Annotated in this window: 23 protein-coding genes and 1 pseudogene; 12 read left to right on the top strand and 12 right to left on the bottom strand. The window is 64.5% G+C overall.

The genetic code is table 11. The features are described from left to right. Positions 1–62: 62 nt before the first annotated feature. Together ACWDXS_RS12295 and ACWDXS_RS12290 are read right to left on the bottom strand one after the other, a co-directional pair. Positions 63–824, bottom strand: a complete 762-nt coding sequence (locus tag ACWDXS_RS12295) for an SDR family NAD(P)-dependent oxidoreductase (RefSeq protein ID WP_378987399.1) — start codon at positions 822–824, stop codon at positions 63–65. A 44-nt stretch (positions 825–868) separates the two neighbouring features. Next, positions 869–2,650 (bottom strand): acyl-CoA dehydrogenase, encoded by a 1,782-nt coding sequence (locus tag ACWDXS_RS12290; RefSeq protein WP_449965009.1) that lies wholly within the window; start codon positions 2,648–2,650, stop codon positions 869–871. Positions 2,651–2,817: 167 nt separating this feature from the next. Between ACWDXS_RS12290 and ACWDXS_RS12285 the strand changes: the two genes are divergently transcribed. Then, a complete protein-coding gene (locus tag ACWDXS_RS12285) occupies positions 2,818–3,432 on the top strand; it encodes a TetR family transcriptional regulator (RefSeq protein ID WP_378988450.1) in 615 nt (204 codons plus the stop codon). A gap of 274 nt (positions 3,433–3,706) precedes the next feature. Here ACWDXS_RS12285 and ACWDXS_RS12280 read toward each other — a convergent pair whose 3' ends face one another. The 3 genes and pseudogenes from ACWDXS_RS12280 to ACWDXS_RS12270 all read right to left on the bottom strand — a co-directional run bounded on the left by ACWDXS_RS12280 (position 3,707) and on the right by ACWDXS_RS12270 (position 5,179). Continuing rightward, positions 3,707–4,036 carry a rhodanese-like domain-containing protein gene (locus ACWDXS_RS12280; RefSeq protein ID WP_378987393.1) on the bottom strand — a complete coding sequence of 110 codons (330 nt, stop codon included), beginning with the start codon at positions 4,034–4,036 and terminating at the stop codon, positions 3,707–3,709. Positions 4,037–4,445: 409 nt separating this feature from the next. Then, positions 4,446–4,643, bottom strand: a pseudogene (locus ACWDXS_RS12275) (ferritin-like domain-containing protein); the annotation flags it as partial. A 38-nt stretch (positions 4,644–4,681) separates the two neighbouring features. Next, entirely contained in the window at positions 4,682–5,179 is a 498-nt protein-coding gene (locus tag ACWDXS_RS12270) for an HIT family protein (protein ID WP_449965005.1), read from the bottom strand. 310 nt (positions 5,180–5,489) lie between these two features. Between ACWDXS_RS12270 and proS the strand changes: the two genes are divergently transcribed. Continuing rightward, positions 5,490–6,929, top strand: coding sequence for a proline--tRNA ligase (proS, locus tag ACWDXS_RS12265; RefSeq protein WP_387443700.1), 1,440 nt, complete (start codon positions 5,490–5,492; stop codon positions 6,927–6,929). A gap of 104 nt (positions 6,930–7,033) precedes the next feature. Here the strand turns inward: proS and ACWDXS_RS12260 are convergent, their stop codons facing one another. Beyond that, complete coding sequence (locus ACWDXS_RS12260) at positions 7,034–8,560, bottom strand: sulfatase family protein (RefSeq protein WP_387443703.1); 1,527 nt, start codon at positions 8,558–8,560, stop codon at positions 7,034–7,036. Positions 8,561–8,588: 28 nt separating this feature from the next. Between ACWDXS_RS12260 and ACWDXS_RS12255 the strand changes: the two genes are divergently transcribed. Further along, complete coding sequence (locus ACWDXS_RS12255; protein ID WP_449965001.1) at positions 8,589–8,876, top strand: hypothetical protein; 288 nt, start codon at positions 8,589–8,591, stop codon at positions 8,874–8,876. A 39-nt stretch (positions 8,877–8,915) separates the two neighbouring features. Here ACWDXS_RS12255 and ACWDXS_RS12250 read toward each other — a convergent pair whose 3' ends face one another. Together ACWDXS_RS12250 and ACWDXS_RS12245 are read right to left on the bottom strand one after the other, a co-directional pair. Continuing rightward, entirely contained in the window at positions 8,916–9,107 is a 192-nt protein-coding gene (locus ACWDXS_RS12250) for a ferredoxin (RefSeq protein ID WP_387443707.1), read from the bottom strand. Next, positions 9,104–10,531 carry a cytochrome P450 gene (locus ACWDXS_RS12245; protein WP_387443709.1) on the bottom strand — a complete coding sequence of 476 codons (1,428 nt, stop codon included), beginning with the start codon at positions 10,529–10,531 and terminating at the stop codon, positions 9,104–9,106. The genes ACWDXS_RS12250 and ACWDXS_RS12245 overlap by 4 nt, the downstream gene beginning before the upstream one ends. A gap of 109 nt (positions 10,532–10,640) precedes the next feature. Between ACWDXS_RS12245 and ACWDXS_RS12240 the strand changes: the two genes are divergently transcribed. Together ACWDXS_RS12240 and ACWDXS_RS12235 are read left to right on the top strand one after the other, a co-directional pair. Further along, complete coding sequence (locus ACWDXS_RS12240; protein WP_449964998.1) at positions 10,641–11,291, top strand: TetR/AcrR family transcriptional regulator; 651 nt, start codon at positions 10,641–10,643, stop codon at positions 11,289–11,291. 812 nt (positions 11,292–12,103) lie between these two features. Continuing rightward, positions 12,104–13,153: a peptidoglycan-binding protein gene (locus tag ACWDXS_RS12235; protein WP_449964995.1), complete on the top strand. Its 1,050-nt coding sequence runs from the start codon at positions 12,104–12,106 to the stop codon at positions 13,151–13,153. A gap of 52 nt (positions 13,154–13,205) precedes the next feature. Here the strand turns inward: ACWDXS_RS12235 and ACWDXS_RS12230 are convergent, their stop codons facing one another. Continuing rightward, a complete protein-coding gene (locus ACWDXS_RS12230; protein WP_449964992.1) occupies positions 13,206–16,556 on the bottom strand; it encodes a DUF4185 domain-containing protein in 3,351 nt (1,116 codons plus the stop codon). Positions 16,557–16,711: 155 nt separating this feature from the next. Here ACWDXS_RS12230 and ACWDXS_RS12225 point away from each other — a divergent pair, with 155 nt between their 5' ends. Then, positions 16,712–16,843, top strand: coding sequence for a hypothetical protein (locus ACWDXS_RS12225; RefSeq protein WP_449964989.1), 132 nt, complete (start codon positions 16,712–16,714; stop codon positions 16,841–16,843). Between the two features lie 135 nt (positions 16,844–16,978). Here the strand turns inward: ACWDXS_RS12225 and ACWDXS_RS12220 are convergent, their stop codons facing one another. Both ACWDXS_RS12220 and ACWDXS_RS12215 read right to left on the bottom strand, forming a co-directional pair. Continuing rightward, positions 16,979–18,034 (bottom strand): hypothetical protein, encoded by a 1,056-nt coding sequence (locus ACWDXS_RS12220; RefSeq protein ID WP_449964987.1) that lies wholly within the window; start codon positions 18,032–18,034, stop codon positions 16,979–16,981. Between the two features lie 12 nt (positions 18,035–18,046). After that, the gene (locus ACWDXS_RS12215) at positions 18,047–18,688 is read right to left on the bottom strand and encodes a hypothetical protein (protein ID WP_449964984.1); all 642 of its coding nucleotides are present in this window, start codon (positions 18,686–18,688) and stop codon (positions 18,047–18,049) included. Positions 18,689–18,727: 39 nt separating this feature from the next. Here ACWDXS_RS12215 and ACWDXS_RS12210 point away from each other — a divergent pair, with 39 nt between their 5' ends. Further along, on the top strand, positions 18,728–18,811 hold the full coding sequence (locus ACWDXS_RS12210) for a group II intron maturase-specific domain-containing protein (protein ID WP_449966198.1): 84 nt from the start codon (positions 18,728–18,730) through the stop codon (positions 18,809–18,811). Positions 18,812–18,871: 60 nt separating this feature from the next. On the opposite strand, the gene ACWDXS_RS12205 is transcribed toward ACWDXS_RS12210, so the two are convergent. Beyond that, on the bottom strand, positions 18,872–20,065 hold the full coding sequence (locus ACWDXS_RS12205) for a tyrosinase family protein (protein WP_449964981.1): 1,194 nt from the start codon (positions 20,063–20,065) through the stop codon (positions 18,872–18,874). Positions 20,066–20,579: 514 nt separating this feature from the next. Between ACWDXS_RS12205 and ACWDXS_RS12200 the strand changes: the two genes are divergently transcribed. The 5 genes from ACWDXS_RS12200 to ACWDXS_RS12180 all read left to right on the top strand — a co-directional run bounded on the left by ACWDXS_RS12200 (position 20,580) and on the right by ACWDXS_RS12180 (position 24,717). Then, a complete protein-coding gene (locus ACWDXS_RS12200) occupies positions 20,580–22,736 on the top strand; it encodes an MMPL family transporter (RefSeq protein ID WP_449964979.1) in 2,157 nt (718 codons plus the stop codon). 63 nt (positions 22,737–22,799) lie between these two features. After that, on the top strand, positions 22,800–23,066 hold the full coding sequence (locus ACWDXS_RS12195) for a metal-sensitive transcriptional regulator (RefSeq protein ID WP_378987352.1): 267 nt from the start codon (positions 22,800–22,802) through the stop codon (positions 23,064–23,066). 46 nt (positions 23,067–23,112) lie between these two features. Beyond that, on the top strand, positions 23,113–23,355 hold the full coding sequence (locus ACWDXS_RS12190) for a YgaP family membrane protein (protein WP_378987349.1): 243 nt from the start codon (positions 23,113–23,115) through the stop codon (positions 23,353–23,355). Positions 23,356–23,383: 28 nt separating this feature from the next. Continuing rightward, a complete protein-coding gene (locus ACWDXS_RS12185) occupies positions 23,384–23,809 on the top strand; it encodes a DUF302 domain-containing protein (protein WP_449964974.1) in 426 nt (141 codons plus the stop codon). A gap of 284 nt (positions 23,810–24,093) precedes the next feature. Further along, entirely contained in the window at positions 24,094–24,717 is a 624-nt protein-coding gene (locus ACWDXS_RS12180) for a nucleotidyltransferase family protein (protein WP_449964972.1), read from the top strand. Positions 24,718–24,728: the final 11 nt, after the last annotated feature.

The following is a 24,728-nucleotide window of genomic DNA, read 5'->3' as shown; positions in this document are numbered from 1 at the left end:
GCCTGCCACCGCGCAGCGATCTGTCTCGGGGAGAGCGTGCGATGCTCGGTGCGGTCGGCGACTCAGGTGATGGTGACGCCGCCGTCGACAGCGATGGTCTGTCCCGTGACGTAGCCGCCGGCGGCAGAGGCGAGCCATACCGCGGTTGCCGCGATTTCCTCGCCGTGGCCGTACCGCCCGAGAACGACCCGGGGCATCAGGGACGCGGCGTAGCCTTCGTCGTAGGTGTCGGTCATCTCGCTACGGAAGAACCCGGGGGCCAGCGCGTTGACGCGAATTCCCTTGCGGGATCCCCATTGCTGGGCCAGATCGCGGGTCAGTCCGATGATGGCGGCCTTGCTGGCGCTGTAGGCGGCCTGTGGCAAGCCCGCGGTGGTGAGTCCGAGAATGCTCGAGATGTTGATGATCGAGCCGCCGGCCGGCATGACGCGGCCGCAGGCTTGCGCCATCCAGTAGGAGCCGTGGAGGTTGACGTCGATGACCGCGCGGAACTGGTCGGGGGTCTCCCGGGTCGCCGGGTGGGCGGAGGCGACGCCGGCGTTGTTGATCAGGACATCGACGCGCCCGAACTCCGAGATGGCCGCATCGACGACTGCCTGGCACTGTTCGGGTACCGAGACGTCGGCGGGAACGACGACAGCTCGTCGACCGGCTGCGCGCACGGATTCCGCAGTCTCGGTGAGCTTGTCGGCACGGCGGGCCGCGAGAACGAGGTCGGCGCCCGCCTCGGCGAACCCCTGAGCGAACGACACTCCGAGTCCGGACGATGCGCCCGTGACGATGACGACCTTGCCGGTCATGTCGAACATTTCGAGTAGGGACATCGAGTTCTCCTGGGACGTAGACGAGGTGGTGCGGTGAACGAGGCTCACAGCCAGGTCGGGTCGGTATCGAGGGTGGTTCGGTCGAGCTGCGCCAGCAGTGTCAGCTGCGCGGCGACCTTGGGCAGTTCATACCGGAAGAAGTACTGCGTCGCGACGCGTTTGCCGTCGTAGAAGGCCCCGTCCCGGTCGCCGACAGCGAGCAGTTGGTCGAGCCAGATCCAGGCGATCACGATGTGCCCGGCGGCTTCGAGGTAGATGCTCGCGTTGGCCAGCGAGGCGGCGCGGTCGTCGACCGACCAGATCTGTGCGGTGACCGCGACCAGTTGGTTCAGCGCCTTGCCCAGATCATCGGCGTAGGTGGACAGCGCCGGCGCGGTGGAGGCGCGGTCGATGGTGTCGCTGATGGTGTCCGAGAGCAGGGTCAGGCCCGCACCGGCGTGCATCGTGACCTTGCGGCCCAGCAGATCCAGGCCCTGGATGCCGTGCGTCCCTTCGTGAATGGGATTCAGCCGGTTGTCGCGGTAGTGCTGCTCGACATCGAACTCTGTGGTGTAGCCATAGCCGCCGTGGACCTGGATCGCGAGACTGTTCGCTTCCAGGCACCACTGTGACGGCCAGCTCTTCGCGATGGGAGTGAGGACATCGAGGAGAAGGTTCGCTCGATCACGATCGGGTCCGGTCGTTGTGGCGGCTTCGTCGACGAGTTTGCTGCAGTAGAGCCCGAGCGCCAGCGCGCCTTCGACGTAGGACTTCTGGGCCAAGAGCATCCGTTTGACGTCGGCGTGTTCGATGATGGCGACCGGCTTGCTGTCCGCGGCCGAGGCAGCGTCATCGATCGCTCGACCCTGGACGCGAGTGCGGGCGTACTCCAAGGAGGCGAGGTAGCCGGCGTACCCCAGCGCTGTGGCCAGCAGTCCCACACCGATGCGGGCTTCGTTCATCATGTGGAACATGTAGGACAACCCACGGTGCTCGGTGCCGACGAGGTAGCCGACCGCGCCGGATTCCGGAGTGGGGTCGAAGGTTCCGTCTCCGAAGTTGAGCAGTGCGTTCGTGGTGGCGCGGTTGCCCATCTTGTGGTTGAGACCGACCAGCGCGACGTCGTTGCGCGTCCCATCGGAGAGATACTTGGGCACGATGAACAGCGAAATGCCCTTCACCCCAGCGCCGCCACCGGGGACTTTTGCCAAGACCAGGTGAACGATGTTGTCGGTCAGCTCGTGGTCACCGCCCGAGATCCACATCTTGGTGCCGGTGATCCGATAGGTGCCGTCCGGCATCGCGACGGCCTTGGTGGTGATGTCGGCCAGTGACGACCCGGCCTGGGGCTCGGACAGACACATCGTGCCGGTGAAACGACCGTCGAGCATCGGCCGGACCCAGGTCTCGATCTGCTCGGCGGTGCCGTACTCCGCCAGCAGACTCGCATTGGCGGCAGTGAGGAAATAGTAGGACGACATCGCCGCGTTGGTGGCTTGGAACCAGGTCATCGCCGCGCGGTTGACGACAGTCGGCAATTGCATGCCACCCAAAGCTTCGTCGAACGACCCCGCGATGAGCCCTGCGCTGCGGAACTGCTCGAGGCCGTCGCTGATCTCGCTCGGCAGTACCACCTGGCCCGCTGCACCGATGTACGGCGGGTTCCTGTCGCCCTTTTTGTTGACCGGCGCGAAGCACTTCTGGGCGATGTTCGCGCTCAAATCCAGTACCGCGTCGAACGTCTCGCGTGAGTGGTCTGAAAAGCGTTCGCGACTGGTCAGTGAGTCGACCTCGAGCCACTCGTAGAGCAGGAAATCCAGATCGCGGCGGGACATGGGTGTGGACATGACATTTCCTCAGTGTGTGCCGGACGGGACAGGGTGAGGTCACCTAGTCGCGGTGCTGTGCGATGAAGCAAACGATTAGCTATGCGATTGCATAGTTTCTATACGATCGCATATCCTGCGTGGAGGAGGGCGACATGTCAACCCCAAGGACCGAGAGGCGGAGTCCTGTGGACGTATCACGATCAGCGGTTCGCGATGAACTAGGGACTTCCAAGGCGGCCGCGCGGATACGCGCCGCGGCCATCGAGGTCTTCGCTGCCAAGGGATACGGTGCGGCCGGTACCCGCGAGATCGCCGCCAGTATCGGCATGAGTCCCGGAGCGGTGTACCCGCACTACAAGACCAAAGAAGCGCTTCTCTACGCCATCAGCCTGGAAGGGCACAGTTCTGTCCTGGATGCGGTCACCGATGCCGATCACGCCGGGGCTTCGGCAACCGATCGGCTGGTATCGACGGTGAACGCCTACGTCATGTGGCACGCCGACAACCACACCGGCGCGCGCGTTGCGCAATACGAACTACGCTCGCTGTCGCCCGAGCACTTCACCGTCATCGCTGAAATCCGCCGGTCGACGTCTCGCGTATTCTCCGAGATCATCGAAAATGGTTCTGCGGCAGGCGAGTTCGCTCCCGTCGATGTCGGGGTTGCCACGTTGGCAATCACCTCACTCGGGGTCGATGTCAGCCGATGGTTTCCTTCCAAGTCCTACTCCGACGCGGATGTCATCGCTGCGGGATATGTCGAACTCGCCCTCCGCATGGTCGGAGCACGGAGGTCTTGACGCCGCTCCAGGTGTTTGCCCGAGCGGTTATGGGGCGGCGTCGTACCGGGTCCCATCGACGAGACTCTGTATTCCGGGGCGCGGGGCCGACGTCGGCGACGAGGGCGCTGGGTCCTCGAGTGCCCAGGAGCCTCGATCACCGAATCCGGCGACCGAACGTTACCTTCCTTTGAAGCGTCGCAGGGTTGTGAGTGCTACAGAAACCGGGACGTGGTCCTGAACCGCCACCTCTGAACGCCCGAGCTCGGGCTTCGGCCTGGTCGGGGCGCCCTTCTCACGGGGTGAGCGGCCCACCGGCGGCGCGCCAATCGATCAGGCCACGGCTCATATTGACCGCTTCGAAGCCGTTCTCGACCAGGAGGTTCGCCGCGCCCGCGGAGCGAAGGCCGCCGGTGCAGAAGGTAATGAGCAGACGGTCCTCGGGCAGTTCCATGCAGCGCGCTTGGAGCACCTCGAGCGGCATGTGCACAGCACCTGGGATGTGTACTCGATTCCACTCGAAGTCACGACGGACGTCCACGACGATCGCACCCTCCGTGACCAGGCGCACCGCCTCGGCGGCGCTGATAGCTGGGGGTCGGCGTAGGTAATGACGGAAGCTCACGCGCAGCACCCTTCTCCTCGTACGAGACGGAAGGCGCCCGGCACGATACTGAGGCGACACAGTGGCAGAGGCTCCATAACCTTCAGCTTAACTGAAGGTTGGAGCGGGGTGAAGGCCACTGGCCTTGCGAGATCACCGTGCCCCGTGAGCGCAGCGCCTCGGTCAATTCGGGGTGCTGCGCCGCGAATTGGCGGGCGGCAGCCGCGCACCTGTGCGCCAGGTGGCCGAGCGCATTGCTCGCGACGGTAGAAGTGTGTGTCAGCAGCCCGACCTGTATTGCAAGCGTGTGCTCATCGGCAGCGACTACCGCTGCGGCTGTGCTATCGCCGCGGGCGCACTCGGTGTTCACGATGCGCCGGAAGCAGGAATCGCGGCCGTTGTCGGTGGCCGCTCCGGCGTTCTGAACGGTGGTCGCGAGTGCTTTGACGTAGCGGGCACGGTCGAGCAGCTGATGTTCGAGAACGAGGTCTTCGAGCAAAGCTTCGTCGAACGGTTGGGCTTGTTCGCCGATCGCCTCGACCGCGGCGGCAGCCCTTCCGATGAACGGGCTGATCCGCTCCGGCGTGCCGCCCAGGGGCGGATTCGTTCTTCCGAGGGCATCGACGCGCGCGCCGTCCGGACAGTTGGCAAGCGACGCTTACGGTTTCAGCCCTCGATGGCTACTTCTTGCAGTGCAGCCGAAATGGCGGCCCGCAACGGGTCGTGCCGGGCGCCGAGCCGGTGTTCGGGAGCGTCTCGGTCAGATCCGTAGAGGGCGACCTGGCCTACTCGGAGGTGGTCGGGTTCCCAGCGGTAGCGGGGGAGGACGTGGCCGTGCAGGTGTGGCCACAAGTTGCCGAGGACCTCGTAGTTGATGCGCAGAAATTCCGGGTCCGCGGCCCGGCATGCGCGTTCGACCGCTTCACCGAGCAGCACCATGTCGTGCATGAATGTGACGCGGTCCGCCCGCGGCAGTTCGGTGAGTTGGTCAGCGTTTCCGTCGTGGATGAGCACGCAGTACCCGGGCAGGTGCTGTGTGCTGCCGATGACAGCCCATCCACTGCGCAGTCGGCCGATCACGGTCGGGTTGGTGCCTTGCCGGGCGGCGCCGATCGGATCCTCGAGGTAGTCGATCGACTCGCTCCGTGATTTGCTCTCCGGCATACCGTTTCCCCATCCCTGTTGCGCGCCAAGTTGTATCGGTGGTCCTTCATGAAACCAGCTGGCGGACAACGGTGATCGCGGAACTCGCAGCGCGGCACCTCGCTACAGCCGCGGGTCTGCACCTCGCGCGCGTAGCAGCAGGCAGGTCGGTGGAAGTTCACGTTCCAAGCGCCACTGCGCGGCCCCGCAGAACGTCGCGACGGCCCCTGCTATCCCTCGCGCGGCCGTACTCGCTTGTCGCGAAATCCGCAGGTCCGCAGGTGAGCCAGGACCAGCAAATTCGCTGGTGGGGGGCGTTAGCCTTGTCGGTATGGCACGGGATGAGCGCGGAGTTACCGCCCAGAGCGAAGATTTCTCCAACTGGTACAACGAGGTCGTCGTAAAGGCTGCCCTCGTCGATCGCGGACCGGCCAAAGGCACCATGGTCATTCGACCGTACGGGTACAGGATCTGGGAACTGCTACAGGCCGAGCTCGATCGGCGTATCAAACAGACCGGTCACGAGAACGCCTACTTTCCGCTCCTGATTCCCCAGTCCTACCTCGAACGCGAAGCCGACCACGTCGAGGGGTTCTCGCCTGAACTTGCGGTGGTCACGCACGCGGGCGGTAAGGAGCTCGAAGAACCACTTGTCGTGCGACCTACCAGCGAGACGATCATCGGCGAGATGATGGCGAAGTGGATCAGCTCCCATCGCGATCTGCCGTTGTTGCTCAACCAGTGGGCCAATGTTGTCCGGTGGGAGATGCGTCCGCGAATGTTTCTGCGCACGACGGAATTCCTGTGGCAGGAAGGCCATACCGCGCACGCCGACGAGGCGGAGGCTCGTGTCGAGATGGAGTTGGCGCTCGGGATCTACGAGACCGTTGCCCGGGAGCTGGCGGCGATGCCGGTCGTGCCGGGTGAGAAGACCCCCGGTGAACGCTTCGCGGGCGCTGTCGAGACGATCACGATCGAGTCGATGATGCGGGACGGCAAGGCGTTGCAGGCCGGGACCTCGCACTACATGGGCACCAACTTCGCGCGGGCATTCGGAATCCGGTACGCCGCCTCTGATGGGCGAGACACATTCTGCCACACGACATCCTGGGGAATGAGCACCCGGATGCTCGGCGGCGTCGTGATGACCCACGGCGATGACCGCGGCCTGGTGCTGCCGCCGCGCCTGGCGCCGCACCAGGTCGTCATCGTGCCGATCATGCGCGGTGATACCGCGGCCGCTGTCGTCGCGGCCGCCGATGAACTGGCAGGCAAGCTTCGGTCCGCTGGGGTCCGCGTGTACGTCGATGATCGGGACCAGACGCCGGGCTGGAAGTTCAACGAGTGGGAGATGCGCGGTGTCCCTGTGCGCGTCGAGCTCGGCCCGCGCGATCTCGCTGCCGGGACAGCGGTGATGGTTCGGCGCTTGGGGGAGGAGGGCAAGCAGTCGGTCGACTTGGCGACCATGCCCGACCTCATGCCCGGGATCCTCGACGATTTCCAGGCGTATCTACTCGCTCGCGCGACCGCGTTTCGCGAGGAAAACACCAGCGCTGTCGACGATTGGGCGGCGTTCGAGGCGGCCGTCGCGACGGGCTGGGCGTTGGCCCTGCACTGCGGTAAACCGCAGTGTGAGATCGACATCAAGGCCCTCACGGCGGCGACGCCGCGGTGTGTGCCGCTGACCGGCGACGCCGAAAGCGGCCAGTGCGTTCGTTGTGACGCACCGGCCTCCTACGGCAAGCGGGTGATCTTCTCCCGGGCCTACTGAACCCCCTCGGGCGGCCACCCCCGCCTTGCTCGTGGCGTAGGTGGTTATCGACCGGCGCATGCCGCGCAGCGCGGTGAACGACGAGACCGATACCCGATGGGTTGTCACCGGCAGGAGCGTCCGGTGCAGGTGGTCAGTTCACCGAGGCGGTGGTCGAGGTCGGTGACGATGTCAGCGTGGGCCGCGCGGCCTTGGGGGGTCTTGATGAGGTTGGTGAGTTGGTAGGGGTCGGCCTGCAGGTCGTAGAGTTCGTATTCGCGCTGGTCGAGGGGGCGTTCTCGCTCGTACCAGCGTACGTAGAGGTACCGGTGGTTGCGCACGGCGCTCCAGGACGGCATGTCGAGTGCGTACATGACGGGGGTGTCGGTGCCGGGGATTTGTTCCTGGGCGATTCCGTTGCGGCCACTGTCGCCGTTGCCACCGTATTCGGCGGCGAAATCGGTGCGCCAGCCGATGGTGTCGCCGGACAGTACGGGGGTCAGGGACCGGCCGTCGACCTGGTCAGGAATGGGGATGTTCGCCCAGTCGTAGAGGGTGGGTGCGAGGTCGATCGACAGGGCCATGGCGTCGCTGCGTCCGGGGCGGATGCCGGGGCCGCTGATCGCGAGGGGCACTCGCATGGATTCTTCGTAGGGGGCCATTTTCTGGGTGAGGCGGTGGGCGCCGAGGCTGTAGCCGTTATCGGAGGTGAAGATCAGGTAGGTGTTGTCGAGTTCGCCGGTTCGTTCGAGGGTTTCGACGATTCCCGCGACCATGTCGTCGAGTGATTTGAGAGCGCCGAGGCGGTTGGTGTAGTCGATGTCGTTGGTCGCGGCGATCGTCGCGGCCCTCGCGTCGGCGGTGTCGATCAGCCATGAGGGTTTGTCGGACACGTCGGGTTCTTGATAGTTCGGTGACCGCGGGGCGAGGGTGGGCTGGGTGCTGGGCAGGTGGCGGGGTGCGGGCGGGATCGGGAAGTGGGGGGAGGTGGAGGCCGCGTACCAGAAGAACGGCTGCCCGGAGGCGGCGGCGTCTGTGAGGAACCGCTCGGACTTGGCGCGGATCACGTCCGTTTGGTAATCAGCCGGTGCCACACCGTATTTCACGCGGGTCCCGTTTTCGTTGAGGGTGTAGTTGTAGCCGGAGTACAGGAAGTTGTCGACTCCGGCGTTCCAGTCGTCCCAGCCGGGCGGGATGTGGCCGGGGTCGTGTTCGAGGCCGTTGAGATATTTCCCGGCCATGCCGGTGCGGTATCCGGCGTCGTGCAGGGTGGTGGCGATGGTGTGGGATTCGTTGCCGCGCGCGCGGAAGGTGTCGAAGCCACCGACCTCGCCGGCGTTGGTGAGGACACCGGTGTTGTGCCCGTATTCGCCGGTCAGGATGGAAGCGCGGGCCGCGCAGCAGATCGGCATCGGCGCGAAGCCGTCGGTGAACTCCACTCCGCGGTCACGGATCAGTGCCGCGGTGCGCGGCATCGCTTGCCACACCGGGGTGGTTGCCGCGTCCAGGTCGTCGGCCAGGATCATCACCACGTTCGGCCGCCGGTCTCCGGCCGCCGGCGAGGCCGAGGCTGTGGAGACGCACCCGGTCACTGTGAGCAGGACCGCGGCCGCCGCGGTCAGGAAACGACGCGGCAAGCGACGTGCGCGCATTGAGTTTCTCCTCGAGGGGGCAACGGGGGTGTTGGTTTTCTTCGCGATCCGGCCTATTTCGTCGATCCTGCCGCAGGCGATGGTGGCCGCCCATTCGTGGGCGACCGGGGCTGAGCTCGCCCACGAGCTGCATCGGCATCAATGCCTGCTGTCAGGCATCATCGGTGTCGTGCGCCGAGCCGAAAAGCCGAGAGCAGTGCATGTGCAACTCCGCGTGCGGCGAGCCGAGGAGCCGATCGAACTCGGATCGACCGAATGCCGAATCGCCCACATTCTTCAACTTATCGATCATGGCACGGCGCCTGGGCACAGATAAACGGTCCTTACCCGTGGCCAGGGCTGGCGCGAGTGTGCTTCAGTCCAACAGGCGCAGAGCCTCCACCGGGCAGCTGTCGACCGCCAGCCGCACGTCGTCGAGTTCGGCTTCGGTTACCTGTTCCGTCAGCACCGTCACGTTGCCTTCGTCGTCGACCCGAAATATATCGGGCAGCAATGCTTCGCACATGCCGTGGCCCTCGCAACGGGTGCGGTCGGCGGCGATCTTCATGCCGACCCCGAGGCGCCGAGGTGTTCGAGTCGGATGGGTAGGCCATCGAGGGGGATAGGGCCGGTCGCCCAGCCCATCGGCGGCGTGTAGTCGGCGGGCACGGTCCAGCGGTAGTTCAACAGCATGCGGTGCATGATCGCCTTGACTGTCATACCGCCGAAATAGAGTCCGATGCATTTGTGTGCGCCACCACCGAAAGGGGCCCAGGTATAGCGGTGAGCCTTGTCCTCGTGCCGTTCGGTCGTGAACCGTTCGGGATCGAACACGTCGGGGTCGTTCCACCAGCGGGCCTGGCGCATGGCCGAGTACGAGCCGATCATCACCAAGGTGTCAGCGGGGACGAACTGACCCTGAATCGCGGTATCCCGCACGGTTTCGCGGATCTGCTGCCCGACAGGGGAGTACATCCGCAGAATCTCTTTGAAGACCAGCTCCAGGGTCGGCAGCCGGTCCAGATCGGCATAGTCGAGTGACTCCTTGCCCAACGCCTGCGATTCGGAGCGCAGCCGGTCCTGCCATTCGGGATGCAATCCGAGCTGATACCCCATCATCGACACCGCGATCGTGCTGGTGTCGTGCGCGCCGAGCAGGACGAAGATCAGATGGTCGACGATATCCTGGTCGGTGAACGTATGGCCCTCCTCGGACGCGGTGCGGCACAACACGCTGAACAGATCCTCGCCATTTCCCGCGCGTTTGGCAGGCAGCTCGCGACGACAATAATCCTCCAGCACCGCGCGCCCGCGCAGACCGCGTGCCCACAGACCGCCGGGCAGATTCGTACGCACCAGCGCCTGGCCGCCCCGCACCGCATCGATGAAGGCCCGCTCCAGCCCGGCGGCCTCCGACCCGAGATTCGCCCCCATGAACACTTCCGAGGACAAGCTGAGCAGCAGGCGTTTGGCCGCCGGATAGAGCTGGAAATCGCGATTCGGTGTCCATTCGCGCATACCGCGCGCAATGGCCGGACTGGTGATATCGAGATAGCCGACCAACCGCGGCCGGGTAAAGGCCTGCTGCAAAATCCGACGGTGATAGCGGTGTTCCTCGAAGTCGCGCAGCAGGATGCCGCCGTGGAAGAACGGGCCGATGAAGAAGGTGTAGCCGCGTTGCGCGGAATACACTTTGTCGCGGTCGGCGAGTACCTCTTCGGTGGCTTCCGGTCCGGCGACCATGACCACGCGTCGCCCGGCAATCCCGACCCAGTGCACCGGCCCGTATTTGTCGAAGCGGCGGCGGGCGAAATCGAGACTGTCGCTCATCGCGGGTATGGCGTGCCCGATGACTGGGACACCGTAATCGCCCATGATCGGCCGTAATCCGCTGTCGGGCAGCGGGTCTGCCAGCGCGCGGGTCTGCGAGGGATATCGCTCGGCAAGAGCGGATACGGCGGATTTGGCCCGTCGGCCCAGGGTGGACATCATGCTCGTGGTCCTCTCGCACCGTTGCGATGTGGTGTGATCTGGACCATACAGGAATCAACCGTTTCCGTAAACGGTTGATTCCTATTTCTGTTGCGGCATACTGAGGTGTGTGACACGGGCAGCGACCGGCATCTATCGCGGCACCTCGGCCGAACAGCGACGCGACGAACGCCGCCAGCGGCTGATGGACGCTGCCCTCGACATCATCGGCACCCAGGGCTGGGCCGCGACCACCGTGCGCGGAGTCTGCGAACAGGCCAAGGTCGGTCCGCGGTTCTTCTACGAGAGCTTCGACGACCTCGACGCACTCGCCGCCGCCGTGCACGACGAGATCGTCGACACCGCGATCCGCAGCTCACTGGACGCACTCGCCGCCGCACCGGATGACATCGCAGCCAAAACGCGGGCAGCCGTCACCGCCATCCTCAATTCCGTCGTGGACGACCCCCGCCGCGCCCGCATCGCTTTCGCCGAGGCGCACGGCAGCGAAATCCTGATGCGCCGCCGCGCCGCCGCCATGCGCACTATCGCCGACGTCGTCGCCGAACAGGAACGCGCACTGTTGGACCCGCCTGCCGGCAGTGAAACCCTGGTCAGTGCGGTCTCTCTGATGATCACCGGCGGCGCCGCCGAATTGGTCCTGGCCTGGCTCGACGGCGGTATGGACATCAGCCGCGACGAACTGATCAACCTGTGCGTCGAATTCGTGCTGACGTTTGCCGACAACCTGACCACGATGGCCGCCCGATTGGCGCATTGAATGCACGCGCTGATTACGCATTTCAGCTTCGCCGGGCAAAGCTGCTCGGCGACTTCCAACGGCCTCGCAGGACGTGGTTGATCTGGTCGGGCTGGTGCGCATGCACCGCACGTTGGGGGACAACGGATATCGCCGAAGCGATCCGCAACGCGCTCTCCGTGCTCGCCGATTTCGAGCCCGATGCGCAATGGGCGCGAGAGGTGATTCGTGCCAGGCCGAGGCCGTATGCCCATGTGCTGTCCACTCCATAGCCATCGCCCTCGATTAAGACCTGATGGACGACCGCTACCACGCAGGCTCCCGAGCCTTGGACGCTGCCGCCTGCTCGGCACCCTAGGCCTGTGTCGAAGTCCCATCCGGTGCCTCCGACCCGATGATCGGAGCGTCCGCTGGGCTGATCGGAGAAGATCCACTGGTCCTGGGTGTGAGTGTCTCGAGTTCGTATGTCAGCGGCAACGTTGATCACACTGTGCCGCAGGCAAGTTAGTGCATAGCAACAAATCGGTCTCGACCTCTATCCACTAGTCGAACTTGGGTGGATGATGGCCGAGAGGCTAGGTCTCGATCTCCGCCCAACTTTTCTGGTCCCTCCTCTGAGGTGCGGACTGCCCTTACAGAGGGCGTGCCAGTCACATTCCTTCGTTCGATTTCGTGAGTTCTGCGCGTGAGCCGATCAGGTTCCAGAGTCGGCTTCCTTGCGACATCAGGATGGAAAGGTACTCCGATCGTGGCGATCAAGCGGAGATCAGGGTGACAGGTCTCGAGCGGAACAACGGCGGGGTGTTGCCACTGGGAGTCGGCGGGCTGGTCCGATGAGCGTGGTACTCAGGCCCGGAGATCGTGGAGACCTCGTCGGGGTGCTCCAGGCGACGCTGAACCGTGACTACCCCCTCTACTCCAGATTGGTCGTAGACGGGGAATACGGCCCAGCCACGACCACGGTCGTCGCGGAGTTTCAGCGCCGGGCGGGACTCGATGTGGCCGAACCCGGCACGGCCGACACCACGACATTGCGCAGGCTCGGACTGAACTTCGACCGGCTTCCACCAGCCGGGACCCTGCCGTTGTATTACAGTTTCGCCGGCACGTGGGGCCATTGGAGTCAGGGACCACCGTTCGACGTCGGCTCGGCGCTCGAAGGCGAGCGCCGGGTCCGCAATCAACCGGTCGCGTACCCCGCCAGTGGATTTCTCAATCCGGACCCGCACACCAGCTACCGGGAGTCGGTCGCGCTCGGCGTCGGAGAGGGGATCAGGCTGATCCTGCTGAATCCCGGCCCTTTCATCCTCGCGGGATACAGCCAAGGCGCGGAAGTCGTGGTGCGGCTGATGATGCTCATGACAGACGGCGGGCCGCTCGCGCACCGAGCGGACGATCTGCGGCGCGTGATCACCTTCGGGTCGCCGTGCCGTCCGCCGGGACGCACGCTGCTGGGTAACAACCCGCCGGGGGCCGGAATCTCCGGCGACTACACGCCCCAGGAATTCCGCGACCGCACCTTCGATTTCGTGCTCGACGGTGACATGTATGCGACGACGACTGACGACACGCTGCTCGAGCAGTTCTACGACCTACTCGTCCAGGCGGAGCTGACGGTGCCGTTTGCGGTTGCGGTGTTGCAGTTCCTGCAATCGAACATCCTCGGTGGTGGTCTCGGTGGCCCGCTCGGCAATGTCGGCCGAATGACCGTGCCGACGGGACTCGGTGTCGACTTCGTCAAGGCCGTCCGAACCATGCAGGTCGTCTCCGAGTTCCTGATCCGTAATCCGCATGTTCACTATCACGATTGGCCGGACTTCGACGGCCACACCGGAATCGAGCGCGCCGAGCAAGTCCTCCGCGACATCACGTCGCCCGACTAGCTGAAGTCAGACCTGCTCATAACCTGGTGGAAATACTCGCCGATCCCGCCAGCTATCGGACGGGAATCTTGAAGTGCATTGCGCGGTAAGGCCATCCGTCGGTGGTCTTCCACTGCGACACCAACAGGTGTAGGCCGGCGTCGAGGGTGGATCCGGGGATGATGCACGGGCCGTAGAGTTGCGCGACCCTGTCATTGCCCTCTTCTCCCCATGCCGACCCGCGAATGGGTGTCGTCTTCGGCACCTGGTAGAGGTTGTCGGTGGGAGTGTCGAGCAGACGCAGGTCGATATCGTAGCCACCGGTGGTGGAGGCGTCGAAGTTGACCAGAGCCCATTTGTTCTGAATTCTGCGCAGGCACATCTCGCCGAACTTTTCCGCGGAGGGCTGGCTTTCGAGTACCGGTGTCGGTGGGTTTCCCCAGTTCCAGCTGCCGTCGCGCCAACCCCAGCCGATGTAGGCGCCGGGGTCGGTGATCCGGTCCTGGCGGACGCGGCGCAGGATGACCCCCTTGTCGCGTTGGAATCCGGTGGAGAAGACGTACACCCACCCGTCGTCGTCGCGTTCCCAGGTCCACAGCTGCGCGAACCCGTTGTGCAGGCCGGCGTCGAACTGGGCACCGGTGTGCCGCCAGGACTTTCCGTCGTCGCTCGACGTCCAGATCTCGGTGCGCACCACGTTGCCGAGGCCCTGGTTGATCATCACGTGCAGGTAGATGTCCTGGCCGATGGTGATGACGTCGGAGGGCAGCGCCGTCGTCCCTCCCGCGTGGTCGTAGGGCCACAGTTGCTGGGCGTAGTTCGGAACCGGTCCCGCGGCTTCGTGCCACACGATTCCGTTGTCCAAATTCGTTGTGTCGGAGTACAACGCGACCGGCGAGCGCCAGTCGTCACTGCCGACCATCGGGTCGCGGAAGGTATCGCCGAAGACGGCGAGAATTCGGCCCGAGGGTGTACGGGTCATCACCCCGAGATCGGTTGCGGCCATACCGAACTGGTCGGTGTGGCCGGGGCCGGTCGCGTCGGTGATCTTGCGTGTGCCGGTGGGGACGGCAGCGGGGGCAGGCAACCGCCAGCCGTCCTTGATGACGCCGTACCACTCACCGGCGTAGACATGGCCGGTGACCGGCCAGCCCTGTGCCTTCTGCATCGCGGTCGCGGCGTCGCGGGTGGCGTCGTCGTACACGCTGGTCTGTGCGATTCCGAGGGCGGCCTGCCAGCGGCGCAAGCCGTCCTTCGATGCTTGCGGCTCGTTGCCGAACCTGTTCGACCACGACTCCTGCGGCCCGGACAAGGGACCCCAGTAGTGCCCGTTCGGCAGTGGGAAACGGTCGGGGTCGTCGGGGATGCCCGCGTATTGCTTTGCCGCGGCGAGGACGACATCGTAGGGAAAGGTGTCGGGGACGTCCCAGTGGGTGCCGTCCTTGAAGCCCCTCAGTTTCACGGAACCGTAGGTGTAGTTGTTGTGGCTGGAGACGCCGTGCATGTCGTTTCCGACACCGGCGATGTCGACCCGCTCGATCGGGATGTGGTGTTCCCCGGATATTTTGGCGATGGTGAAGGCCACCATGTCGAGCATCTTGTCGTGCTCGAGCCACACGGAGCGCTGCTTCGGGTTCGATTCGACATTGGGGCTCGGACTGGTGGTCCACCGTGGAATCGCGCCGGAGGTCCCGACGAGGGCGATATGCACCGAATCCTGGTTCTCGTCGTTGACGCCGCGCACCGGAACGCTCCAGGAGGCGTTCTTCGTGGAGACTGTCTGGATGATGTGGTTGTCGTCGACGATGTAGTGATATGACCCGTCCTGCCTGGCCGCTTGACCGTCGGCGACGTTTTCGGCGCGGCTGATCCAGTCCTGATTCTCTGTGGTGTGCAGGTAGATCCGCTTGTATGGGCCATGCCCGGAGCGGGAGCCCGGCCCGGCGTGCCAGGCGATGTCGTAGCCGTCGGGTTCGCGCACCGAAATCGGGTCGGGAACGACGATCGGTTCTGGGGTAACGGGCTGGGCGGCGTATTGCCATTGCCCGAAGTCGGCGGTGAGGGTGTCGTTGACGTCGACGTTGATCCCAGCGACCTTGACGTTGTCGCGCGGGTGAATGAGCCGCTGGAACAGGCAGGCGTGCTCGGAGATCGTGCCGAGCGGCCTACCGCCCAGCCAGGTGTTGGGTTGCCACAGGAACCGTTTTCCGCTGCCGTCGCGGCACGTGCCGACGACGTCGTCCTCGACTGCCCAATCGCACGCCAGGTATTTGCAATACGCGCCGACGCGCTCCTTGCCCAGTACCGACGCCGCGCCGCGCAGATAGTGGATGGCCATGCTGTTCCACTCGGACAGCGACAGATCGTCGTCGATGGAGAAGAAGATCGGAGCCTCGGCCGGGCCGCCGCAGTGCCGGTGCCACGCGTCGGCGGCCTGGGCGTCGGCGACACCGCCGTCGAACCCGCGGCGCCAATCGGCAGTGGCGTTCTTTCCCTTTTGCCAATTGCTGACAAGGGGCATCTTCAGATCGAGATACCCTGCGGCTTCCTCGGGAGTGAGTTTCTTGTTGATCAGGCCGCGTTCAGGTGAGTCCACCAGGTAGCGAACAGCCCCGTGGTATCCGTCGGCCTTCACTGCCTGCGCCCCGGGGCGCGCCGCGGCGTGATCGACCAGCTGCATCCTCGATGGACGCTCCCCGGGCGAGGTGCTGGTGAATCCCGCCCGCCAGGTCGCCGGGCCGATCAGTCCATCAGGGGTGAACCCATTCGCGAACTGCACCGAACGCGCCGCGTCGGCGGTTGTCTGGTCGTAAACACCGGTCTGTGGCAGGCCCCGCGCCTGCTGCCAGCGCTTCAAGCCCGCAATCCACTCGGGCCGTTCGCTGCCGTGACGCCCGGAGATCGACGAGGCCGGGCCCTCCAACGGTCCGTAGAAGAACCCTCGCGGCAGTGGGAAGGCCTCCGGGCTCGACCCGTCGGTACCGGGGTCGGGTTGCGTGCCGGGGTCGACCGCACCCTCGAGGAAAGGCTGCGGATTCCTCGGTTCACCGCCGATGCGCCCGGGCGGGCCCCACACCTCGAAATGCAGATGCGGACCGGTGGATTGGCCCTCCGACCCCACACTCGCGATCTGTTCGCCCTCCCGCACCCGATCGCCTTGCTTCACCAGAATGCTCGCATGACGCATGTGGCCGAAGATCAGATCAACACCGCGGCTGTCCTGTGCATCCAGCCACACCCAGTTTCCGAACCCCGACACCGACCCCGGTGGGCGTTCCGCACCCTCGACGACCACACCGTCCACCGGTGCGAAGATCGGCGTGCCTGCCGGTGCGGCGAAATCGATACCGTCATGGTCAGGTCGATCCGGCGTTCGAAAGCCCGACGAAATCCGGAATGTGCTGTGCACTGGCCTGGTAGTCATGGAAGCCTCCTCGCTTCGTCGGTACAACGGGCTGGCCACTGTTCGAGACTCTGATTGTCGTAACCAGGGGCGATGATCACGCGCGTAATCCACTACTCGAATTCTTCGACGGCGGTGTCATGGCGCCAGGCGACCGAGCGGGTGACAATCGCGTCGTGACCATTCCCGATTCCGGCGGTGACGCAGTCATCGACCGCCTTTCGCTGGGCGATCCGATTGCGCAGCTGCTGCCTGTGCCGAATCTCTGCCCGCAACTCCGTGCCCGCTCGACGTTCATCCACCTCTAGCGCTGGTCACCCACTCAGTGGTGGGTTCTCGAGGAGTGTCCGTGCGCTCGCATCAGGCCCTGCGCATCCACCGAAGCCACCAATTCTCTTGCAGACGTGCGTATCTGAATCCGCGCGTACATGCGCCGCCGCACGCTAGCTCGGATTGCCGAACCATGGTGGTACCGGGCCTCCGGTCAACCGCTCGAGTTCCTCCGCCACAGTCTGCCGGTCGAGCGCCAATGCTTGCCGCATCTCGTGTGCGGCAAGGTCATACAGATCGTGACGCCCGTACTCATGGGCGATGCGCATGGTCTGAAGTAGCGGTTGAATGCTGCCAATCATGTTGCCGCCCGCTGTTGCGAATATCCCATAGTTCAACAAGCTCTCTGCCAGCTCCTGATCGAATTTCTTGTGATCGAATTCGGCCAGCCGAACGTATGACTCGATCGCCCGTTCTGTCGACGTTGCCGCTTCATTCCACTGGCCTTCGGTCGCCAGTTGGACTCCCCTGTTGTGCAGCGCGGCGGCCTGTCGCGGCACCTTGTCGACGTACTGTCGACAGCTGGTGTCGTGCGGGTAGCGCTCGGTGATGGCCCTCCACCCATCCATGACCTCGATCGGCATTTCGGCGGCCGAGCAGTATTTCACGTAGTCGCGCAGGTAGGCGCGGTAGTTCGGTTCGATGTCGATAACCCGCGCCATCAGGTTTGCCGCCAGGTCCGGGCGACGCATGGAGTTGAGGACTGATGCGCGGTTGAACAGTGCGACGGTGTGGTCCGGCCGCGTCTCGAGAACACGCGAGAACATATCGGCGGCCTCAAACCATTCACCGGCCACCATGAGTCGCTCCGCAGACACGATGTCCTGACTCGGCGCGGGTTCATAGGGGCCTATGTAGTCCTGGATGTACGCGACTCCGCCCGGCAGATCGACCTCCATGAGACTGGGCACCACCCTTTGTCCCTCCATAAGGTCGTCGAGAGCTTTGACAGCCAGTTCACAGCCCAGCTCCTGTCGGCCCGAGTCGGCGTCACGATAGATCGCGAGCACATTCAGGTGCAGACCCGATCTGGCGTTGCGCAGCACATGGACGAACTTCGAATAACCCGAGCCGAGCTGGGGACCGATCCGATACAGACAGCCGCGGATGGTTATCCCCTTCCCTTCGTACTCCTCGGGATCGTGCTTGCGCACATCAAGCATCTCCACGACACACCACGCCTACAGCGCCGCTCCGGGCGATAAATCAGCGCCCGACAGCTGGAGGTAGAGCGGAGTTCCGACGACGTCTGTTCCATCTACACCAAGTAGTGCGAAGACGGTGGACATCCTCATTTGCACCTGGCCGCCGAAGAAGCGGTAGTTGCCCGAATGCAGCAGGAAGGTTCCGTCCGGCTCAGGACCTTCGCTGAAGAAGCGCAGCGAGCAGTCCAAGAGCAGGTCGCGGCCGCCGAACGACGAACGAATTGTCACAATGTCCGCCGAAGTGGGGTTCACAACCGGCATCTCAATCCGGAAGAGGCCATCGTAAAAGTAGTATGTCCCGCTCTGTCCCGAAGAGATGGCTTCTCTGATATCGGGCACGTCGCCGTGGTCCGCAGCTATGGTCAACAGTACGTCCCTGAGCTTCTCGAAATAGGCAAGCTTCACCCTGCGTTCCCGCTGGATCACGTTCTTCCGCCCGTAAGTCATGCTGCCGTTGAACAGGCTGACAATATGGCCGAGGGACAAACCCGCGCGGACATCTCGAACACCCGACTGTTCGGAGATCACCTGCTCGGTAAACTCGCTACTGCGCTCCGGATCGAGTTGCCCGTGCAGACTGTCCACCTTGGTTCGCGAAATGTAGCAGATGTAGTCCACGCATCCTCCGGTCACCGATGACGGCCTGCTGATCCTTACGTGATCGTGGGTCTCAACCAGATTCTGCGCGGCTGGCCCAACTACTTCAAGTACGTCGCGGTCAGAGGACCGGTTCATATTTGACGTCATTCCTCGAACGCGTTGATCAATACGGACAAGACACCGTCGTTTCGACAAGGCTGGCTACACCCAAGAGTCTCGGAAATCGGCCGGCCAGCCCCATTCGGAGATGTTTTTGGGGTAGCCGGGATCGATGGTGCCGGGGCCGGTGTCGCCGCGGGTGACCCGGATGTAGCGAGTGCCCGCGAAGAAGTACGTCTTCGGTCCGCTATCCAACGCGGCGTCGATCCCACCCCACAGTCCGAATAGGCCTTCGCCGAAGCTGCCCCAACCCCATACAGAGATGTTCGTGGGGTAGCCGGGATCGATGGTGCCGGCGCCGGTGTTGCCGCGGGTGACCCGGATGTAGCGAGTGCCTGCGAAGAAGTATGTCTTCGGCCCGCTCCGCAGTGCTGCCGCCTTCGAACTGGGCAAGCCTTCGTTGGTGTCGTAGAGCGGGGGACCGACCACCGACAGGTCTCTGCAGTTCTTCACAACCTGCTGATTTTCCGGAGGTGCCCACGGCCGCAGCCCGGTGCCACCGGCCCACGGTTGGATACTGGACAGGATCGTCGGGTCGGTCCCCTCCCGACCGTATATCCGGTCCGGATTCTTGCGCCACGCGCGACCCCGCGCGGTCTGCCATTTCGCCCACAGCCTGTCGACATTGGAATGCAGCAGGAACACGAACGGATCGTGGAACGCAAAATGTTGTTGGCCGATGGTTCCACCGATATAGCTGTGCGCTACGTCGTGCGCCATCAGTCGCAGGGCCTCACGCATTCGTGAGAACTGCTCGGCCTCGGCCGCGTCGTTGCCAGTGCCGATGAGGGCGGCATCCGTCGGGACCGCTGGCAACCCGGACCGCACGGCACGCCAGACCCGCTTGTGACCGTTGCCCTCGGTGCTTTCGAAGTCTTGGAAAGGACGTCCCGCATCACCGTTCGCGCTGCCCATGAACTCGGCGGTGAAGAGTCTGGCTCCATCGGCATTCGAGGTCGGATCGGTTGTCCAGTCCCAGTAGTGCAGCGACAGCGAGGGATCAACCTCCCGGAGCAGTCGTTCGAGCCGATTACACAGCTCACGATGCCACGCCAGGAATGCCGGGGTGCCATGCACGTGGGTAGCTTGGTGAATCGCATTCTGCTTGTCCCAGTAAGACACACCATCGGGGTATCGCTTCGACGCGCTGAGCGCTACGAACGCATCACGTAATCGGTTGCGCTCAGTCTCGGAAATTTCAGCGACATTGCGCCGGATCAGGTCGTTGAGGGCCATCACGCACCTCCTGTGCGGGCGGCTCGGGTGCCTGGGTCCGGAGGGTCCGAATCACCAGGACGAACCGCACCACCGAGCCTTCTCCGCACAGGGACCGAAAGAACGAGTAGTCGCTTACCCGAATCTGTGGTCCGCTGGGTTCTCGACACGGTCCAGCCGCCAGATTCTGGCACCGACTCTCGTGTCGCGGTTCCCTGCCTGTCGGGTCTGTGCGTTCGTTCGGCGTCGACCACCAGGCCTTCGGCGAGTTCGACGGCCATCGAGGCTGCGCCGCCGACCAATAGCAGGTGGCCGCAGCTAAGAGGGAATCGCGGGACAGTCGGCGAACGTGCTCGTAGACCGCCGGGCGAACTCGGAGATCCGGATCGGCTGTTCCAGGGCTGGGCATCGGGTGTGGTGGACAGCTCATCGATTTATATACCCCCGGGGGTATAACGTGGACCGGGGAAACCTATACCCCCGGGGGTATAGGTTCGGCTTCGGACAAGACCTAGTGCTCGAAAGGTGAAGGAACATGACGGAGACGAAGACAGCGCGGACGCCGAGCATGGCTGGGCCCAGGCAGACGAGTGCAGGGGTGCTGGCACGTCTGGGGTCCGTGATGGCCGGTCGCGCTCGGGTCGTGTTCGGGATATGGCTGGTGGCGCTCATCGCGCTGGGCTCTGCGGCGCCGAGTGTGTTCAGTTCGTTGGCCGGTGCAGGATGGCAGGCCAACGGTTCGGAATCAGTGCAGGCCAGGGAGTTGGCTCAGGAGCACTTCGGTGGTAATTCCTCGGCGGCGCTGCAGGTCGTAGTGCATTCCGATACCGCGCGGGTCTCCGATCTGCAGATGCAGACAACACTGGGCGAGGTGGCTGCGGTAATCGCCGGTGATTCCCGGTTCGGAGCGATCATCGACCCGCAACCGGGGATGACGATCAGCCCGGACGGGCACACCGGGATTCTGATCGCGGGGGCGAATGCGTCGACCGATGACATGGTGCGGGCTGTCGACGAGCACAAGGCAGCGTTGACCGCGCTCTCGGGTGACGGCATCGAGGTATATCCGACGGGAGCCTCGGCGTTGTGGAGCGATTTCAACAAGGCCAATCACGACGCGATGATCCAGGCAGAGCTGTTTTCATGGCCGGTCACGCTCCTGATCATGGTGCTCGCATTCGGTTCGCTGGTCGCGGCGGGTTTGCCATTGTTGCTGACGGTGGCCGGGTTGGTGGCCTCGGCTGGTGGGCTGGTGTTGCTGAACCAGGTGACCCCGATTTCGGTGTGGGCGATGAATTTCGCGATGATGTTCGCCCTCGCGCTGGGTATCGACTATGCGCTGTTCATGGTGGCCCGGTTTCGTGATGCACTGAGCCGGACCACTGATGCGCGGCGGGCGGTCGCCGAGACGATGGCCACCGCGGGCAAGGCGGTGGTGTTGTCGGGTTTGACTGTGCTGGTGAGCCTTTCGGCGGTGCTGCTGGTGCCGGCGCCTGCGGTGCGCACAATGGCGGTGGGGATCATGCTCGCGGTCGCGCTCGTGCTGGCCGCGACACTGACGTTGCTGCCTGCCGCGCTCGGCGCGCTCGGGGGCCGGATCAATGCGGCGGCGTTGCCGTATGCGACCCGTCAGCAGCACCGCTCGCCATGGTTCGCTCAGTGGGGCCGGTTGCTACACGAGCGTCCGTGGCCGTTCGCGATCGCCGGGGCCGGTGTGCTGATCGTGCTGGCGCTGCCGGTGCTCGGGTTGAAGGTCGCGATGCCCTCGATCCAGGTGGTACCCGACGAGGCACCGGTGCGTCAGGGCTATGAGCTGGTCCAGCGCCAGCTCGGTGCCGGTGCGCCCGGCGCGCTACAGATCATCACCCCCGCCGAGCAGGCCGACAGCACCGTCAAGGCGGCGGCCGGCGCCGGAATCGCGATGGTGACGCCCGCGCAACCCGCCGCCGACGATTCCGGGTGGGTCATGATGCAGGCTCTGCCCGACATGGATCCCTCCGACGAGCGCATGGGAACAGTGCTGGAGCAGTTGCGGGATCGCTTGCCCGACCAAGCCCTGGTCGGCGGCGCGCCCGCGGAGAACCTGGATCTGCAGCAGGCCCTGAACGACTATCTGCCGATCGTTGTCTCGGTGATTCTGGTGCTGGGGTTCGTGTTGCTGCTGGTCGCGTTGCAGGCCCCGCTGATCGCCCTCCTGGGGACCCTGGTCAGCCTCGGCTCCACGGCCGCGGCGTTCGGGGTGGCGAAGCTGATCTTCCAGGACGGCCACGGCGCCGGGCTGCTGGGATTCACCCCGCAAGGATTCCTCGACGGGTGGGGTCCGGTGTTCTTCTTCGCCATGATCTTCGCGATCGCGATGGACTACACCGTGTTCCTGCTGGCAAGCGCCAAAGAACAGTTCGAACGCACCGGGGATGCCCGGACCGCGGCGGTGGAAGGGCTGGCCCATTCCGGGCGGGTCATCTTCGCTGCGGCGGCGGTCATGGTCGCGGTGTTCTTCACCTTCGCCCTCGCCGAGCCGCTGCCGCCGAAGGAAATGGGCATCATCCTCGGTGTCGCGGTCCTGCTGGATGCCCTTATCGTCCGGCTGGTCCTGCTGCCGGTCATCCTGCGGCTCACCGGGCGCGCGGCCTGGTGGTCACCGGCCTGGATGCGTCGGGTGCTTCCGCGAATCAGTTTCGCTCATCACTGACACACCTGCAGTAATACCCCTGGGGGTATTGTGGGTGGTCGGACGGATATGAAGGAGAATGCCGTGGTCGGCGACGAAGACAGCATTGCCCAGGTTCTCAACCGGCTGCGCCGGGCACACGGACAGCTCGCCGGGGTGATCACCATGATCGAGCAGGGCCGTGACTGCAAAGACGTGGTCACCCAGCTCGCCGCGGTCTCACGCGCCCTGGATCGGGCGGGGTTCAAGATCCTGGCCACCGGGCTGCGTGAATGCCTCGATGAATCGAAAGAGTCCGGTGACCCGTTGACCGTCGCCGAACTCGAAAAACTGTTCCTCGCCCTGGCCTGACCCGGGAACCATCCTGGGCGAGGGCGGATCCGAGAAAGGGAGATCCATGTCGACCTCACCGCTGACCGGCAGAAGCTGGACCATTGCCCGGCTGGTGCCGTTGCTGGCCGGGACCCTGGTCCTGGTCGGCACCGCGGCGGCCGCGACGATATCGGCGTGGTGGCTGATCGTGCCGGCACTGGTGGGAGCCAACCTGCTGCTCTACAGCGCGGTGGGCTGGTGCCCGGCCACGCTGCTCATGCGCCGCGCGGGGATCACCTCGGGCGTGTGCTCACCCGAACTCTCCTGAAATCTTACGCAAGGAAGGTGATTACGTGATGGACATCGCCCTGTCGACCACATTGCACACCGGCTTCGACCGCGCCGTGGACGCGGTCCGGGAAGCTCTGGCCGAGCAAGGATTCGGCATCCTCACCGACATTGACATGGCGGCCACGATCAAGGCCAAACTCGGCCACGATATGGAGGACTACCGCATCCTCGGCGCCTGCAACCCGCCTCTGGCGCACCAGGCGGTCGGCATCAACCGCCAGATCGGGCTGCTGCTGCCTTGCAATGTCGTCGTGCGCCGCGACCCGCACGACACCGAGCTGATCCACGTCGAAGCCATGAACCCCGAGCTCATGGTCGAGGTCACCAGCGACGCGCGACTGCGCCCGGTCGCCGCGGACGCCGCGGCCCGCTTGGCAGCCGCACTCGAGACTCTCGACCGGCACGCAGGCCCCGGCTCTTCGCAGCGGTGAATGCAGTCGGCGTGCACGCTCAGGGCGAGGCTGCGATTGAAGCCGACATGGACTTCTCGGTCCAGGGCACCGGGTGTAGTGGATCGTTGCCGTGCAAAGTGGAGTGCTCGACGGTGAACTCGGCCGCGGCGGGCGTTTTGTGGAGTTGATGCCTATGCATCAAGTCGAACTTGTCGGAGGATCGAGCTGTATTGGGGCGGTTGACTATTGGTAAGGGAGAGGGTGCTCATGGGGACAACGAAGAACTGTGCGTGGCGTCCCGGTGCGGGTGGTAGGCATAGGTGATGATCAGCCAGCTGCCTGTCGACGAACAACTCGACGCATTCCGAGAGGCACTCTCGCACAACGAAGTACTGACGGAGGTGCTGACCTTGTCGGCATCGCTGGAACTGCCCGGCTGGTATCTCACGGCGGGCTGCCTGTTCCAGACCGTCTGGAATACAGTCACCGGCCGGGGACCCGGCGAAGGCATCAAGGACTACGACCTGTTTTACTTCGACTCCGCTGATTTGTCCTGGGAGGCCGAAGACGCGGTAATCCAGTCGGCGAAGCAGGTCTTCGCCGATATCCCCGCCGAGGTGGAGATCCGCAACGAGGCACGTGTTCATCTCTGGTACGAGCAGAAATTCGGGACGCCATGTCCTGCGCACCGGTCCACCGAGGATGCGATCGACTCCTTCGCTGCCACCACTTGCTGCCTGGGAGTTCGCCTCGAACAACCTGGCGGGCGTTGGCGTGTGTACGCCCCACACGGGCTGTCGGACAAGTTCAACCTCATCGTCCGCCCCAATCCGGTCCTCGCGCCGCGCACCGTTTACGAGGCCAAGGCCGGTCGCTGGCTCCAACAGTGGCCCGAATTGACCGTCATGCCCTGGCCGACATCGGCACCCACATCGCGAGCAACTTGATCAGTGCAGAC

This window comes from Nocardia sp. NPDC003183, from assembly GCF_053590715.1.
Note: the sequence above shows the minus strand (reverse complement) of the source record. Positions and strands in the feature narration are given on the sequence as shown.